This is a genomic window from Methylomonas rapida (assembly GCF_024360925.2).
GTDB lineage: Bacteria > Pseudomonadota > Gammaproteobacteria > Methylococcales > Methylomonadaceae > Methylomonas > Methylomonas rapida.
The window spans coordinates 2,338,926-2,355,532 of record NZ_CP113517.1 but is presented as its reverse complement, the minus strand read 5'-3'; the positions used below and the strand labels follow the sequence as shown (position 1 = coordinate 2,355,532).

The window sequence follows — 16,607 nt, the reverse complement described above, 5'->3', positions numbered from 1 at the left end:
GCAAAACCCAGCCCGTTATGATGCACGATGGGCCAGAAAGCGATCCAGGGCGTTGGCAAAATTCTGCACATCCTTGGCGCTCATTGCCGCGGCTCCGCCCGACAGCAAGCCGCAATCACGCATGTCCGCCATGAAATTGCGCATCGCCAACTTCTCGCCGATATTGTCTTGACTGTAAACTTCGCCACGCGGATTCAGCGCAAAACCCTGTAGCCTGATGATTTCGGCGGCCAGCGGAATATCGGCCGTAATGACCAAATCGCCTGCCTGCGCATGCTGAACGATATAGTCATCGACAACATCAAAACCGCCGCCAACCCGTATCGCCGCGATGTATTTTGACGGCGGTACCGCCATGAATTGATTGGCGACCAGACGCAGATTCAATTGCCTTTTTTGCGCCGCCCGGAATAGCACGGTTTTGATCAGGTTGGGACAGGCATCGGCATCCACCCAGATAGTCGGTTTCATGCGTTATGGTCCGGCCTGGGCTGTCCCGGCATTACCCGGATAAACCAGCCGTAATATAAGGAAAAAGCCACCAGAAACACCAAATAGCCGGACCACAAAATGTCCGATAAAAAATGCGAACCCGATGTCATCCGGGTGAAGCCCATGATCCAGGCCAGCGCGAGGGTCAGAATCAAATAAAACGTTTTGTGGTTTTGCGATAAAAAATACAGCGCAAAAAAGGCATAGCCGACCGAACAGTGGCCGCAAACGAAAGATTTATCTGGCGTATGACCAACTTTCACTGGCGGGACATAAGCATATTGCCCGCCAAAAGTCTGAGTATGCAACGGGCGTGGCCGCCCCCAATGATCCTTGACGACCAGATTGACCAATACGCCCGGACCTAACGCGATCACCAGCAAGATATACAAGGCCCGGCGGCGGAATTTGCGCGTGCGGGCATGAAAATGCCCAACGATGTAAATCACCAATGCCGTCAAACCGCCGATGACGGTGAACGGAAACGCATAATCGTAGAGTAGCTTGAAGGGCGGCCAGTATTGGTAGGGCCATTCGGCGAGGGAGTGGCCGGGGTGATAGAACAACGCGGCCAATTGAGAATCCAGGTCCGTCAGCCAGAATAACAAGGTGGTCGATAGCGCAAGAAAAACCAACACCAACAATTCTCGCTTGGCGCGCTTTATTGATCGATTCGGCATATCAGTCCTTTATGACATCTTGTTTGGTAGTAGCCGGCCAACTCAGCAGATTCTCGGCCAGATAGATAGAATATGGCGCATCCGGCTTGTTTGGATTGACAACCTCAGCAAAAAAAGTCAGGCGCATGAAAGCGTTTTTCAGGGCTTCCGGCACCTTCGCTTGCCGGCCTTCGCCGACGATGAAGGCATTCTTGCCGACGAAATCCCGCGGCCCCGGCCATACCTCATATTGGCTGATGACCTGCCCCGATTCTTCGAAGCGATAGACCTTTGGATGGTCGGGCAAATAAAACGCCAATTGACTGGCCAGATAGCGATGCCCCAATGCGACGACGAAGGTGTCGTCCAGACTGGCTTGAGCGATCAAGCGCTCAAAATGCAGATTCAGTGCCAGTTCCTGCCAACTTTTAAAACGCTTGGTAGGATCGAATTCGCTGTCTTTTAAATGCAGAATCTGCAGTAGTAAAGGTAATACATAGGTCATCATCACCATGAGATAACCCAATGCCAGCGCAAATTTGACGGTCTTTTGCCAGGCGCCCGCCGCCCATGTGCCGGCGAACAAGATTAAGGCACTGATATAAAAAGGCATCGGCCAGTTGCCTTGTACTTTTTGCAGTACACTGAGCAACAATACTCCCAACAGCATTAATGGCCCCATTAGCCAGAGGAATTGTTGTTCTGAAGACAGCTTGTTGAAGCCCAATATGCCCTGCAAACTGGTAAACAGCAGCAGCAAAAATATCAGTGGCGATAACAGCAACAACTGATAGAGCAGAAAATCTAGCGCGTGCTGTAAATGTTTCAGCCAACTAGTTGCTTCGTGATCACCAAAGTGAGACTTACTATGGCCAAACATCACCCAATCATGTTGCTGATTCCACAGCAATATCGGCACTGCGGCTAGCAACATCGGCAACACATACAGCCAGTATTCGCGCTTCAAATACTTTCGGTGCGGTGAGGATATCAGCAAAAACAGCAACAATATCACCGGCAAAGCTATGGCGACTTGCTTGCTGAGCAAGGCCGCGGCGCTGGCGCATCCGGCCCACAGCCAGGCTTTGGCGTCGTGATCGAACAAGGCCTTGCGCAGGTAAAAAAGCGCCATGACCCAGAAACAGTACAACGGCGGATCGATGGTCATCAAAAAATTGGCCAGCACGTTGATAGGTGTCGCCAAAATCAGCAGCAAAGCCATGGCCGCAGCCCTAGGCCCGTAGAATGCTTTTGCCGTGGCATGGAAATAAGCCAGGAAAACCGTGCCGAGTAGCAAAGTCGGCAAGCGCACGACGGCCGTATAGTCACCCAATAACCAGGTAAATGCGCCGATCAGCCAGGCCACCATCGGTGGCTTGCTGTAATAACACCAGTCCGGTTGCCGCGACCAATCCCAGTAATAACTTTCGTCGCCAATCAGATCCAGTCCGTTGCCAAACAAGAAACCAGCACGTAATACCAGTACCGCTGATAACAGCCACAATAAGTGGCGATCGATCCAAGCCAAGGTCTTGTCCAACATAATGGGATCACTCCATTTTTTCCAAGTACTGCAATTGCAGCTGCAAACTACGCTGGCCGCGATATTCATTGATATCCAGTTTATACACCGCGTTGACCTTGCGGCAACCCAACCAACTTTCCGGTTTATCCGCAAAGAAAGCGATGGCGTCGATCAATACATTGCTGAACGGCAATTTCAACACGAATTTCAGATGCTGCTTGCCGACGATGCGGCATTGATACACGTCGAAAATGCCGTCGAACGCCGGTTCCGGAAATGCCTGCCCCCAAATGGCGACTTGCTGCAATTGTTCGGCAAAGGCCAGCGTCAAATGTTCGGGATCGAGTTGCCCGTCGCTCCAGGCTTTTTGTTGGAGATCGGCCTGATGCAGTTTGTTGGCGACAATATCCGCAAACAGCAAGGCAAAATGGGGATAATCGTGCAGCTTAATACTCAGGCCAGCGGCCATCGCGTGTCCGCCGAATTTGCTCAATATTTGGGGATGCGTCGCGGCAATGTCGCTCAGCACATCGCGGATGTGTACCCCGGCTATCGAGCGCGCGGAGCCTTTGAGTTCGCCGTTATCCGCCGGCGCGAATGCGATCACCGGTCGATGCACCCTATCCTTGATCCGTGAAGCCAAGATACCGATCACGCCCTGGTGCCAATTGGCATCATACAAGCAGACGCCCGCTGGGACATGTTTTTCATCCAACGCCCGCATCTCGGCCAACAACGCCATGGCCTCGTTCTTCATTTGACCTTCGATTTCCTTTCTGTCCTGATTCAAGACATCGAGTTGCTCTGCAATGTCCTTTGCCAAGCCGGCATCGTCGGTCAGCAGGCATTGAATGCCCAGCGACATGTCATCCATGCGCCCGGCGGCATTGAGGCGCGGCGCAATGGAAAAACCGAGATCGGCGGCGTGAATGTTGGCCAATCGCCGGCCGGATACTTCCACCAGGGCCTTGATGCCGCATTGACACTGCCCGGAGCGAATCCGCAACAACCCCTGATGCACCAAAACACGGTTGACCTGGTCCAAGGCCACCACGTCCGCCACGGTACCCAGGGCGACATAGTCCAGCAATTGCGCCAGGTTGGGTTCGGCCATTCGCTTGTCTTCAAACCAGTGCAATTCGCGCAGTCGGATGCGCAAGGCCATCAGCACGTAAAACATCACGCCGACCCCGGCAATATTGCGACTGGGGAATTTGTCTTCGGGTAGATTGGGATTGACGATAGCGTCGGCCGCGGGCATCTCATGTCCCGGCAAATGATGATCGGTAATCAGCACCTTGATGCCGGCGGCCTTGGCGGCCTGTACCCCGGCCAAGCTGGAGATGCCGTTGTCGACGGTCAGGACCACGTCCGGCTGTTGCCGTTTGACCAATTCGACGATTTCCGGCGTCAAGCCATAGCCGTATTCGAAACGATTGGGTACCACGAAATTCAAACGTTTGACGCCAAACAAGGCCAGGCCCTTGATGGCCAGCGCGCAACTGGTCGCGCCATCGGCATCGAAGTCGGCTACGACCGTCAAGGCTTGCTGCTCTTTAATGACGGCGATGAGATGCTCCACCATCGTTTGCATGCCGCTCAACAACCAGGGCGAAGGCAGTTTCGCCAGACTGCGATCCAGTTCTTCGACGGTTTGAATGCCTCGACTACTGAAAATTCGTTGCAATACCGGGTCGAGACCCGTCAAATTGGCCGGTTCACCTTGATGCGGCCGCGGAGCAATGATTCTTTTGACGCCTTGTAAATACATATATCAAATAAAAAAGCCGGCAAACGCCGGCTTTGTTGCGAGTGCAACGATTACATCGAATCCAGGATGGCTTTTTTCACCGCGTCCATCGTCGCGTCAACCGTGACGGTCGGCGCGTCCTTGCATTGCATGATCGCGGTATCCGGGTCCTTGATGCCGTTGCCGGTCAAGGTACAGACGATCTTGCTGCCTTCTGGAATATTGCCATTGCCGATGTCGTGTAGCGCGCCGGCCAGAGAAGTGGCCGAAGCCGGTTCGCAGAAAATGCCTTCGTATTGCGAAAGCATTTTTTGCGCCGCCAGGATTTGTTCGTCACTGAACGACGCAAACCAGCCGCCGGATTGCTTTTGCGCGGTCCAGGCGCCGTCCCAGGATTGTGGATTACCGATGCGTATCGCCGTGGCTAGCGTTTCCGGATGTTCTATCGGGTGGCCGGCAATGAATGGCGCGGCACCGGCGGCCTGATAACCGCACATGACCGGACGTTTTTTCGTGATCGCCTTGTGAGTCGCGCTATCGGTCGAATATTCCTTGTAACCTTTCCAGTAAGCCGTGATATTACCGGCGTTGCCGACGGGTAGACAATGGAAATCCGGCGCATCGCCCAGTTCGTCTACGATTTCGAACGCGGCGGTTTTTTGTCCTTCCAGCCGGTAAGGATTGATGGAGTTGACGATGGTCACCGGCGCATGATCGGCAATCTGTTTGACGATGGACATGCCATCATCGAAGTTGCCGCGAATCTGAATGATCTTGGCGCCGTACATCAAAGTTTGCGCCAACTTGCCCAGGGCGATCTTGCCTTCTGGAATCAGCACGAAGGCGCGAATGCCGGCGCGAACCGCATAGGCCGCCGCGGATGCCGAAGTATTGCCGGTCGAGGCGCAAATAATGGCCTGACTGCCCTCTTCCACCGCTTTGGTCACGGCCATGGTCATGCCGCGGTCCTTGAAGGAGCCAGTCGGGTTCAGGCCTTCGAATTTGACGTAGATATCGACATCCTTGCCGATCAGGCGCGGAATGTTTTGCAATTGAATCAATGGGGTGTTGCCCTCACCCAAACTGATCACGCGGGTATCGGCCGCAACCGGCAAGCGGTCGCGGTAGTGTTCGATGAGTCCTGTATAACGTTTTTCTGTTGCCATGCTTTATCCTAAGGTTTCCAAGCGAATGCGAGCCACTTTGCCATTGACCGTGGTTAGCGCCTCGATTTCGGCAATCGCCGCGTTCATTTCTTTTTCCTGTGTCTGCTGCGTTAGCATGATGATAGGCACCGACGTCTCGCCTTGCGGCGGCTCTTTCTGAATCAAGGCTTCGATACTGATGTGATGGGCCGCCAGAATGCGGCTCACGTCCGCAAGCACACCGGGTTTGTCGTCCGCCATCAATCGTAAATAATAAGCGGTCCGGATATTGTCGGCGGACAGCACCGGGGTCTCGACGATGGCATCCGGTTGAAACGCCAGATGCGGTACACGGTTTTCCGGATCGCTGGTCATCGCCCGCACCACATCCACCAGGTCGGCCACCACGGCCGAAGCAGTCGGCTCGGCCCCCGCACCGGCGCCATAGTACAAGGTCGGCCCCACCGCATCGCCGCAGACCAGAACGGCATTCATCACGCCGTCGACATTGGCGATCAAGCGGCGTTTCGGAATCAGGGTCGGATGCACGCGCAGTTCTATGCCTTGTTCGGTTTTGCGGGCGATGCCCAGATTCTTGATCCGGTAACCCAAGGCTTCTGCGTATTCCACATCCAGACGGGTGATCTTGGTAATGCCTTCGGTGAAGACCTTGTCGAATTGCAGCGGAATGCCAAAAGCGATCGAGGCCAGAATGGTCAGTTTGTGGCCTGCATCGATGCCTTCGACGTCGAAGGTAGGATCGGCTTCGGCATAACCCAGAGCCTGCGCTTCCTTCAAGACATCGTCGAAATCGCGCCCCTTGTCCCGCATTTCGGTCAGGATGAAATTGCCGGTGCCATTGATGATGCCGGCCAGCCATTGAATGCGGTTACCGGCCAAGCCTTCGCGGATGGCTTTGATGATGGGGATACCACCGGCGACGGCGGCTTCGAACATCACCATGACGCCTTTTTTACTGGCTTCGGCGAATATTTCGTTGCCGTGCAGCGCAATCAGGGCCTTGTTGGCGGTGACCACGTGCTTGCCGTTGGCGATCGCGGACATCACCAGTTGTTTGGCCAAATCATAGCCGCCGATCAACTCGACGACGACATCGATATCGGGATCATTGACGATTTCGAAAGGGTCTGCCGTCAAGGCAATGCCTTGGGTATCGCAGATGCGCCGTTGGGTGAGATTGCGCGCCGAAGCCCGGCTGACCACGATTTCCCGACCGGCCCGGCGGGCAATTTCCTCGGCATTCCTTTTCAATACGTTGACGGTACCACCGCCGACGGTCCCCAATCCCAAAACACCCACTCTTACTGGCTTCAAACCCGACTCCTAGCGTTAAACCCAAAATACTCGTAATTATATAACGTTGTCTTTCTTCAGCATATTACGGATGCTGCGCAAGGCCTGACGGGTCCTGTGTTCGTTTTCGATCAGGCTGAAGCGGATATGGTCGTCGCCATATTGCCCAAAACCGATACCCGGCGACACGGCCACCTTGGCATCGATGATCAATTTTTTGGAAAACTCGATGGAACCCATTTCCTTATAGGCATCCGGAATCGGCGCCCACACGAACATCGTGGCTTTGGGTTTTTCCACATGCCAGCCCATGCCATTCAGGCCATCACAAAGCACGTCGCGGCGTACCCGGTACATTTCGCAGATTTCCTTGACGCAATCCTGCGGCCCTTCCAGCGCGGTAATCGCTGCGACCTGGATCGGCGTGAAGGTGCCATAGTCCATATAGGATTTGATGCGGGTCAGAGCCGCGACCAAAGTCGGATTGCCGCACATGAAGCCGACCCGCCAGCCCGGCATGTTGTAACTTTTCGACATCGAGAAAAATTCCACTGCGATGTCCTTGGCCCCCGGTACTTGCAGGATGGACGGCGCCACGTAGCCGTCGAAGACGATGTCGGCATAGGCGATGTCGTGCACGATCCAGATATTGTGCTCCTTGCAGATCGCGACCACTTTTTCGAAGAAATCCAATTCGACGCACTGGCACGTCGGATTGCCGGGGAAATTCAGGATCAGCATCTTCGGCTTGGGCCAGCATTCGGCGATGCCCTTGCGCAACTCTTCGAAGAAATCTACCCCAGGCGTCAACGGCACATGACGAATATCGGCGCCGGCAATCACGACGCCATAAGGGTGGATAGGATAAGCCGGATTCGGCACCAATACCACGTCGCCCGGCCCAAGGGTCGCCAAGGCCAAGTGAGACAAACCTTCTTTAGAGCCAATCGTGACGATGGCTTCGGTGTTGTAATCCAGATCGACGTCGAAGCGGTTCTTGTACCAGGTGCAAATGGCCCTGCGCAGGCGGGGTATGCCTTTGGAAACCGAATAGCGATGGGTTTCGCCACGCTGCGCCACTTCGATCATCTTGTTCAAAATATGCGGCGGGGTCGGCTGGTCGGGATTGCCCATGCCCAAATCGATAATATCCTCGCCCTCGGCTCGCGCCTTGGCTTTCAGCTCATTGACGATATTAAAGACATACGGCGGGAGACGACTGATGCGATGAAATTCTTCCATTAATGACTCTTGAGATTCAGGATTGAAGACGACGTGTAAGCAAAGCGGGCTAAGGTACTGTTATTACTGACAGTTGTCAATTTCGGAGAATACTTATAAACGAGCATGCACACAACAGTCTGCGTCCATGCTCGAGCGTTATTTTAGGCAAACGGACTTTCCAGCACGATGGTCTCGTTGCGATCCGGGCCGGTGGAAAGAATCGTGACCTTGACACCGACCAATTCTTCTATGCGCGCGATATAGGCCTTGGCGTTTTCCGGTAACTGGTCGAACTCGGTTATACCAGCCGTGGTTCCCGTCCAGCCGGGCATTTCCTCGATGACCGCTTCGCAGGCCGCATATTGATCCGCGCCCAACGGGGCGATCTCGGTGAGTTGGCCATTGATTTTGTAGGCCGTACAGATACCGATTTTTTCCAGGCCGTCCAACACGTCCAGTTTGGTCAGGCAGATGCCGCTCAAGCTGTTCAACTGGGCCGATTTACGCATCGACACCGCGTCGAACCAGCCACAACGGCGTTTACGACCGGTGGTGGCACCAAATTCATGCCCTTTGACGCCCAGATGGTCGCCATTGCCGTCTTCCAGTTCGGTAGGGAATGGACCGTTGCCAACGCGGGTTGAATAAGCCTTGGTGATACCCAACACATAATCGATGGCCAATGGCCCAACCCCGGCGCCAGTCGCTGCGCCACCCGCCGTGGTATTCGATGATGTGACATAAGGATAAGTGCCGTGGTCGATGTCCAGCAGCGCGCCCTGTGCACCTTCGAACAGGATGTTATGGCCCTGGGATTGGTGAGCCTGTAACTCTTCGCCGACATCGGTCAACATCGGTTTGATGTGTTCGCCCAATTCCAGCGTGGTTTGCAAAATTTCTTCGTAATTGACAGGGTCTACATGGTAATAATTGACCAGCATGAAGTTATGGTAATCGACCAACTCTTTCAGGCGCTTGGCAAATTCTTCCGTGTTACGCAGGTCGCCGGCACGTAGGCCACGTCTGGCTACTTTATCTTCGTAAGCGGGGCCTATACCGCGACCCGTGGTACCGATCGCTTTGTCGCCACGCGCCTTTTCCCGGGCTTGGTCGATCGCGACATGCACCGGCAGAATCAAGGCGCAGGCTTCGCTGATTTTCAGCCGATCACGTACCGGTACGCCGGAATTTTCCAGAATGTTGATTTCTTTTAACAAAGCCTGCGGGCACAACACCACGCCGTTACCGATCATGCATTGCACACCCTCGCGCAATACGCCCGACGGAATCAAATGTAAGACAGTTTTTTCGCCATTGATCACCAGCGTATGACCGGCATTGTGGCCACCTTGAAAACGCACGACCGCCGCGGCCTGCTCGGTCAGCAGGTCGACCAGTTTGCCTTTACCTTCGTCACCCCATTGTGTGCCGATAACCACAACATTTTTTCCCATATCTTTTTCCAACCTTGAATGAATGCTTTAACGACTAGCCAATGGTCTGACGACCCACTGTTGATCTTGTTTTTCCAATACGGCGTTACAACCCAATTGCTCGGGGCCGCCTGTTTGACCGGGCAATTGCCGAATGACCCGCACGCCGGAGGCGCGCAGATCGCGAACGGTCCGCGACAGCTCGCAATCCTCCACGGCGGGCGCGAAAATGCTTTGTACCGGTGCTTCGTCTTCGCCTGCCAACAAGCCCGCCAACACTTTCAAATCCGCGCTGAAACCGGTCGCGGGTCTGGCTCTGCCGAACACGGCACCAATGTTGTCGTAACGCCCGCCCCGCGCGATTTCTCGTCCTATCGAAGGTACAAAAGCGGCAAAGACCAGACCGGTGTGATAATGATAGCCGCGCAATTCGGCCAGATCGAAACTGACGGTCAAAGACGGATAATCGCGTTGCAGTTTTTCGGCGATGACTTGCAAATCCTGCAAAGCGGTTTGAATGTCGCCATTGCCGATATCGAGCAGTTGGGCCGCTTTGGACAGGATGTCGATGCCACCGTTCAATTTGGGCAGCGCGTTGAAAATGTCCTTGAAATGAGCGGAAATCGCAAACCCTTCGATTAATTCCGCCAGTTCGGTTCTGGCTTTGCGTTGCAACACATCGAACAGTTCGGTTTCTTGTTGTTTGTTCAAGCCGGCATGTTCGACCAAGGCCCGATAGACGCCCACATGGCCCATGTCCAGATGCACGTTTTGAATGCCGCTAATGGCGAGCATTTCCAGCATCAGCTGAATCACTTCGTAATCGCTTTCGATGCCGGCATGACCGTATAACTCCGCCCCTATCTGCATTGGACTGCGAGTCTTTTCCAGCGGGTCGCCCACGGTGTGCAAGGTCGTGCCGACATAACAGAGCCGGGTCGGCCACTCGTGTTTGAGATTGTGCGCATCGATCCTGGCTACTTGCGGGGTCATGTCGGCGCGCACGCCCAACATTTCACCGCTCAATTGGTCGGTCAGCTTGAAGGTTTGCAGGTCAAGATCATGCCCGGAACCCGTCAACAAAGAATCCAGAAAATCCACGAAGGGTGGAATAACCAGCTGGTATCCCCAGCACGCGAACGTGTCGAGCAAATTCCGGCGCAGGCGCTCCAGATGCGCTGCCTCTTCCGGCAGTGCCTCGCTGATGCCTTCTGGTAACAACCAGGAGTCTTTTTTTTGCATTTTCTTTATCCCAATCGCAGAAAACGCCCCGCCTAGATAGCGGAGCGCTTTCCACCACGTTTCAAATGGTATGGCTTATTTTTGATGTTTGAAGAACTTGAAGAAATCCGAATCGGGTTCCAGCACCATGATGTTGCCGGATTTGCCCAGGCTTTGCTTGTACGCGATCATGCTGCGATAGAACGCATAAAAGTCGCTGTCCTCACTGTAGGTATTGGCGAAAATCTCGGCGGCCTTGGCATCGCCTTCACCGCGCAGGACTTCGGAGTCGCGATAGGCATTGGCCAGAATGATTTCGCGTTGCTTGTCCGCATCGGCGCGGATTCTTTCGGCCGCTTCCGAACCTTGCGAACGAAATTCACGTGCCACCCGGGCCCGCTCGGCTTCCATCCGTTGATAAACCGAGGCACTCACTTCGTTCGGCAAATCGATGCGTTTGACTTGGATGTCGACAATGTTGATACCCAGCTTTTGCGCATGCGGCGATACATTGGTTTTCAACGCTTCGCGAATGACGCTGCGATCGGTGGAAACCAGTTGTTTGATTTCCCGCTTGCTGAATTCGCTACGCGCGGCGTCCTTCATGATTTGATCCAAGCGGATGTTGGCTTGGTTTATATCGCCGCCCACCGAAGTATAAAACGCTTTTACGTCACCGATACGCCATTTAACGAACGAATCGACGATGACGTTTTTCTTTTCAGCGGTCAAAAAACGCTCGGGTGTCGCATCCATGGTCAGGATACGCGCATCGAATTTTTTGACGTTATTGATGAAAGGTATCTTGAAATGGATTCCCGGCTTGAAATCCGCGCCGACGATCTCACCCAATTGAAATTTAATGGCTCGTTCCGTCTCGGAAACGGTAAACACCGACATGACCAAACCAATAAACAGCGCACCAACGCCGACGATTATCTTGTTTCCCATCTTAGCGTCCTCTCACATCACGTTCACGGGCTGAAGCACGAATATCGGTTTTGACCGCTTCCTTGACGGGTTGCGAAACCACCGAAGTCGATTCATGGCTGACAGGCGCGACCGCCGGCTGCTCTTCACTCATTTTCGTGGTCATTTTATCCAGCGGCAGATACAGGATGTTATTGCCGCCCTTGACATCGACCAGGACGTTGTTGGAGCGCTCCAGTACCGACTCCATCGCTTCGATATACATGCGCTGTTTGGTCACCGCGGGGGCTTTTTTGTATTCCACCATCAATTGACCAAAGCGGCTGACGTCACCATTAGCCCGGGCGATGACTTTTTCCTTGTAACCTTCGGCCTCTTGCACGATGCGAGAAGCGGCGCCGCGCGCTTTCGGAACTACATCATTGGAATAGGCTTCCGCTTCGTTGATCAAGCGTTGCTTGTCTTCTCGGGCCTTGATCGCATCCTCGAACGCGCCTTGCACCTGTTCGGGGGGCTGAGCGTCCTGTAGATTCACACTGGTGATCAAAATGCCGGCCTTATAGGCATCCATCACGTTTTGAATCTCCGACTTGATCGCCATGACGATTTCACTACGCCCTTCGGTCAGCACGAAATCCATGTCGCTGGCGCCGATCACGCCGCGCTGCACGCTCTCGGTGACTTGTTTCAACGTGGAATTGGGGTCCAGTACGTTGAAGGCATAATCTTTGGCGTCCTTGACCTGATATTGCACCGCCAGACGAACGTCAACGATGTTTTCATCCCTGGTAAGCATCATGGATTCTTTCGGCACAGAGCCCATGGCCTGACCGCCGCCTGAGCGATAACCCACTTCGATGAAGCGTTGCTGCTCGACATTGATGACCTGAACCTGCTCTATCGGCGTCGGCACATGCCAATTCAAGCCGGGCGTCGTGGTTTCGACATAAGCACCGAAGCGTGTCACCACGCCACGGGTACCTTCATCGACGATGTAAAAGCCGCTCAAGCCCCACAGCACAGCGGCGCCGGCGGCGATGATACCGAGGCCGCGCATGGTGGAACCGTCCGAGGAACCGCCCCCAGAGCCGCCACCAAACAGACCGCCCAACTTGTCCTGCAAGGAACGAATCACTTCGTCCAAGTCAGGTGGATTATTTTGATCGTTACGACCACTCCAGGGGTCTTTGTTGCCACCACCGGGCTCATTCCAAGACATACCAAACGCTCCAATTGGATTGTAAACTGTGCATATTAGCGTTATGAGAAAAACCGCTTTATTTTATGCCGCGCCAAACTCGGTCATTCTATCGTAATTTCCCGCCATCCGGGCAACAAACTGGGACTGCCGTCGTCATTGATGCGGCACCGGAGCCACTTCCTCCACCCGAACATCCTTTAGCAACCCCAAGTGCTTTTTGTCGATCTCTATCGTCAATTCGCAATCGCCATGATCATTGACGGTTTCATCGATGAATCTGACCAGTCCGAACCATTTTGCCTTCAAACCAGCTTGTCCAGCAGACAGAAAACATTTTTTGATGACTTTTCCATCGGAAAAACATTCGATCAGAGCTTGTTGCAACAACTCGCATCCGGCCCCGCTTTGCGCGCTAATCCAGACCGCGACCGGCTTGCCTTCGGCGTCGTAATCGATATGCGGTGGAATGCCGTCCAGTAAGTCGATCTTGTTGAAAATCTTCAATTGAGGAATTTTGCCGGCGCCGATGTCATCCAGGACCTGATTGACCTGAAAAATGGTTTCATCCCTATCCTCGGCATTCGCATCGATCACGTGCAGCAATAAATCGGCTTCGCTGGCTTCCTGCAAGGTCGAACGAAACGCCGCCACCAGCTCATGGGGCAAATGCCGAATGAAGCCCACGGTATCCGCCAATACCACTTCACCATTATTCCCCAGGGGCAAATGCCGCAAAGTGGGATCCAGCGTCGCGAACAACTGGTCGGCCGCATAAATGCCGGCACCGGTCAGGGTGTTGAACAGGGTCGATTTGCCGGCATTGGTATAACCGACCAAGGAAACGGTCGGAATTTCGGCTTTTTTGCGTTTACTGCGCCCTTGATGGCGCTGTTTTTCCACCTTTTCCAAGCGTTGCTGAATTTGCTTGATGCGCACGCCCAACAAACGCCGGTCGGTTTCCAATTGGGTTTCACCGGGGCCGCGCAAACCTATCCCCCCTTTCTGCCGCTCCAGATGCGTCCAGCCACGGATCAAGCGCGTCGACAAATGCTTGAGCTGGGCCAGTTCGACTTGCAATTTGCCTTCGAACGTTTGCGCGCGCTGGGCAAAAATATCCAGAATCAGGCCGTTGCGATCGACCACCCGCACCTCGAGCGCACGCTCCAGATTGCGTTCCTGGCTGGGTGACAATGGATGATTGACGATAATGATGTCGGCCTGGTGCTCGGCGACCGCAGCCTTTATTTCGTCTACTTTGCCGATGCCGACGAAATATTTCGGGTCGGGTTTGTAGCGACTCCCGGTCACGACGTGAACCGGCTGCGCGCCGGCGGATTTGGTGAGTTCTTTTAGCTCGTCGAGATCTTCTTGTCCGACTTGCAAATTCAGGTGAACGAGAATAGCCCGTTCACCCGCATCAGGACGTTCAAACAAACAAAAACCTCTTAACTTTCATCACTGCTATCGGCATCGCGATGCATGCTGACATTTTTACTGGGGACGATGGTGGAAATGGCGTGTTTGTACACCATTTGGTTGACCGTGTTTTTCAGCATCACCACGTATTGGTCAAACGAATCGACACGCCCTTGCAATTTAATGCCATTGACCAAAAAAATCGACACGGGGGTATGCTCTTTTCTGAGTGCATTCAAAAAACTGTCCTGCAAATTTTGCGCTTTTGACATCCTCTTTCTCCTTATTATTGTTCAGGCTGCGGCAATACATTACCCGCTAAACCTGTTCATTTCAACACACTGTCATTGGGGTTTGCCAGACAGATACAAAGACAGAATTGGGACATGTCTTTGTCTTTTCAAGTTCCCGCATATATTTTGCTGTCCACGTCGTTCGGTAAACGTCAGCGGACAGCGCATTCAAGGCCGGTCAGCCGATTTTTTTGTATTTGATACGATGAGGCGTGTCGGCATCGATACCCAGACGACGATGACGATCGGCCTCGTAATCGGCATAGTTGCCCTCGAACCAGACTACTTCGCTATCGCCCTCAAAGGCCAGCATGTGGGTCGCAACCCGATCCAGAAACCAGCGATCGTGCGAAATCACCACCGCGCAACCGGGGAAGGCCAGCAAGGCTTCTTCCAATGCCCGCAAGGTTTCCACGTCCAGGTCGTTGGTGGGTTCGTCGAGCAGCAATACGTTGCCGCCGCTTTTCAGCAACTTGGCCAGATGCACACGGTTGCGTTCACCACCGGACAATTCGCCGATGCGTTTTTGCTGGTCCGGCCCTTTGAAGTTGAAGCGGCCGCAATACGCCCGTGAGGGTGTTTCATACTTGCCGACCGTGACCATGTCCAGGCCATCGGAAATTTCTTCCCAGACCGTCCTGTTATTGTCCATGTTGTCGCGGAACTGCTCGACATAGGACAACTGCACGGTTTGACCCATCGTGAATGTGCCGGAATCGGGCTTCTCGAAACCGGCCATCATGCGGAACAACGTGGTCTTACCGGCACCGTTCGGGCCGATGATGCCGACGATGCCGCCGGGCGGCAATTTGAAGCTCAGGTTGTTGATCAATAATCGGTCGCCAAAGCCTTTGCTGACATTCTCGGCTTCGATCACCACGTCGCCCAGGCGAGGTCCGGGTGGAATATAGATTTCCTGGGTTTCGTTGCGTTTTTGCACTTCGACCGACGACAACTCCTCGAAACGGGCCAGACGCGCCTTGCTCTTGGCATGACGGCCTTTCGGATTCGAGCGCACCCACTCCAGCTCGGCTTTCATGGCTTTCTGGCGGGAGGTTTCCTGTTTCTCCTCCAGTTCCAGGCGTTTTTCCTTCTGTTCCAGCCAGGACGAGTAGTTGCCTTCCCAAGGAATGCCCATGCCACGGTCCAATTCCAGAATCCAGCCGGCGACGTTATCGAGGAAGTAACGGTCGTGGGTCACCGCGACGACGGTGCCAGTGTAATCGTGCAGGAAACGTTCCAGCCAGGCTACGGATTCGGCATCCAAGTGGTTGGTGGGCTCATCCAGCAGCAGCATGTCGGGCTTGGACAGCAACAAACGGCACAAGGCCACGCGGCGTTTTTCACCCCCGGACAGCTTGGTCACATCGGCGTCCCAATCCGGCAAGCGCAGCGCGTCGGCGGCAATTTCCAATTGACGATCGAGATTGTGCCCGTCACAGGCGTTGATGATGTCTTCCAGCTTGGCCTGTTCGGCAGCCAGTTTGTCGAAATCGGCATCAGGATCGGCGTAAGCCGCATAAACCGCATCCAGTTTTGCCAGCGCATCCTTGATGTGCTGAACGGCTTCTTCGATGTTGCCGCGCACGGTTTTGTTGGGATCGAGCTGGGGCTCTTGCGGCAGATAGCCGATGTTGATGCCTTTCAGCGGAATCGCCTCACCTTCGATTTCCTTGTCGACGCCGGCCATGATGCGCAGCAAGGTCGATTTACCGGAACCGTTCAAGCCCAGTACGCCGATTTTTGCGCCGGGGAAGAACGACAAGGAAATGTCTTTCAGAATGTATTTCTTGGGTGGCACTACCTTGCCAACCCGATTCATGGAAAAAATGTATTGCGCCATTGTTTATTGACTATTGATTCTTAAGGGTTATTTTATCAGTCTGTTGTTTGCTTACGCCAAAAGCTACGCTGAATGACCGACTGTTGGACATATGATACCAGTTGGATTAAAGATCGCATTGAAGAATACGGATTTATAGAAGGTCAGGACTTTTTAACAAA

Annotated in this window: 14 protein-coding genes and 1 pseudogene; 1 reads left to right on the top strand and 14 read right to left on the bottom strand. The window is 53.9% G+C overall.

From position 1 onward, the window contains the following. Nucleotides 1–15 precede the first annotated feature (15 nt). The 14 genes from NM686_RS11145 to ettA all read right to left on the bottom strand — a co-directional run bounded on the left by NM686_RS11145 (nt 16) and on the right by ettA (nt 16,446). Nucleotides 16–471: a YaiI/YqxD family protein gene (locus tag NM686_RS11145; RefSeq protein WP_255187941.1), complete on the bottom strand. Its 456-nt coding sequence runs from the start codon at nt 469–471 to the stop codon at nt 16–18. Beyond that, the gene (locus NM686_RS11140) at nt 468–1,172 is read right to left on the bottom strand and encodes a phosphatase PAP2 family protein (protein WP_255187940.1); all 705 of its coding nucleotides are present in this window, start codon (nt 1,170–1,172) and stop codon (nt 468–470) included. The genes NM686_RS11145 and NM686_RS11140 overlap by 4 nt, the downstream gene beginning before the upstream one ends. A gap of 1 nt (nt 1,173) precedes the next feature. Continuing rightward, nucleotides 1,174–2,694 (bottom strand): ArnT family glycosyltransferase, encoded by a 1,521-nt coding sequence (locus NM686_RS11135; RefSeq protein WP_255187939.1) that lies wholly within the window; start codon nt 2,692–2,694, stop codon nt 1,174–1,176. A 7-nt stretch (nt 2,695–2,701) separates the two neighbouring features. Further along, on the bottom strand, nt 2,702–4,447 hold the full coding sequence (recJ, locus tag NM686_RS11130) for a single-stranded-DNA-specific exonuclease RecJ (RefSeq protein ID WP_255187938.1): 1,746 nt from the start codon (nt 4,445–4,447) through the stop codon (nt 2,702–2,704). 50 nt (nt 4,448–4,497) lie between these two features. Beyond that, nucleotides 4,498–5,592, bottom strand: a complete 1,095-nt coding sequence (gene thrC, locus NM686_RS11125; RefSeq protein WP_255187937.1) for a threonine synthase — start codon at nt 5,590–5,592, stop codon at nt 4,498–4,500. A 3-nt stretch (nt 5,593–5,595) separates the two neighbouring features. Further along, on the bottom strand, nt 5,596–6,906 hold the full coding sequence (locus NM686_RS11120; RefSeq protein ID WP_255187936.1) for a homoserine dehydrogenase: 1,311 nt from the start codon (nt 6,904–6,906) through the stop codon (nt 5,596–5,598). A gap of 36 nt (nt 6,907–6,942) precedes the next feature. Continuing rightward, nucleotides 6,943–8,127 carry an alanine transaminase gene (gene alaC / locus NM686_RS11115; RefSeq protein WP_255187935.1) on the bottom strand — a complete coding sequence of 395 codons (1,185 nt, stop codon included), beginning with the start codon at nt 8,125–8,127 and terminating at the stop codon, nt 6,943–6,945. A 143-nt stretch (nt 8,128–8,270) separates the two neighbouring features. Then, nucleotides 8,271–9,563 carry an adenylosuccinate synthase gene (locus NM686_RS11110; protein ID WP_255187934.1) on the bottom strand — a complete coding sequence of 431 codons (1,293 nt, stop codon included), beginning with the start codon at nt 9,561–9,563 and terminating at the stop codon, nt 8,271–8,273. 27 nt (nt 9,564–9,590) lie between these two features. Further along, nucleotides 9,591–10,784: an ATP phosphoribosyltransferase regulatory subunit gene (locus NM686_RS11105; RefSeq protein WP_255187933.1), complete on the bottom strand. Its 1,194-nt coding sequence runs from the start codon at nt 10,782–10,784 to the stop codon at nt 9,591–9,593. Nucleotides 10,785–10,859: 75 nt separating this feature from the next. Beyond that, on the bottom strand, nt 10,860–11,714 hold the full coding sequence (gene hflC, locus NM686_RS11100) for a protease modulator HflC (RefSeq protein ID WP_255187932.1): 855 nt from the start codon (nt 11,712–11,714) through the stop codon (nt 10,860–10,862). A 1-nt stretch (nt 11,715) separates the two neighbouring features. Beyond that, nucleotides 11,716–12,912, bottom strand: coding sequence for an FtsH protease activity modulator HflK (gene hflK / locus NM686_RS11095; RefSeq protein ID WP_255187931.1), 1,197 nt, complete (start codon nt 12,910–12,912; stop codon nt 11,716–11,718). Between the two features lie 135 nt (nt 12,913–13,047). Then, nucleotides 13,048–14,328: a ribosome rescue GTPase HflX gene (gene hflX, locus NM686_RS11090; protein ID WP_255187930.1), complete on the bottom strand. Its 1,281-nt coding sequence runs from the start codon at nt 14,326–14,328 to the stop codon at nt 13,048–13,050. Between the two features lie 11 nt (nt 14,329–14,339). Beyond that, nucleotides 14,340–14,582 carry an RNA chaperone Hfq gene (gene hfq, locus NM686_RS11085; RefSeq protein ID WP_255187929.1) on the bottom strand — a complete coding sequence of 81 codons (243 nt, stop codon included), beginning with the start codon at nt 14,580–14,582 and terminating at the stop codon, nt 14,340–14,342. Nucleotides 14,583–14,781: 199 nt separating this feature from the next. Next, nucleotides 14,782–16,446, bottom strand: a complete 1,665-nt coding sequence (gene ettA, locus NM686_RS11080) for an energy-dependent translational throttle protein EttA (RefSeq protein WP_255187928.1) — start codon at nt 16,444–16,446, stop codon at nt 14,782–14,784. Nucleotides 16,447–16,518: 72 nt separating this feature from the next. Between ettA and NM686_RS21790 the strand changes: the two are divergent. Then, nucleotides 16,519–16,605: pseudogene (locus NM686_RS21790) on the top strand (hypothetical protein); the annotation flags it as partial. Nucleotides 16,606–16,607 lie beyond the last annotated feature (2 nt).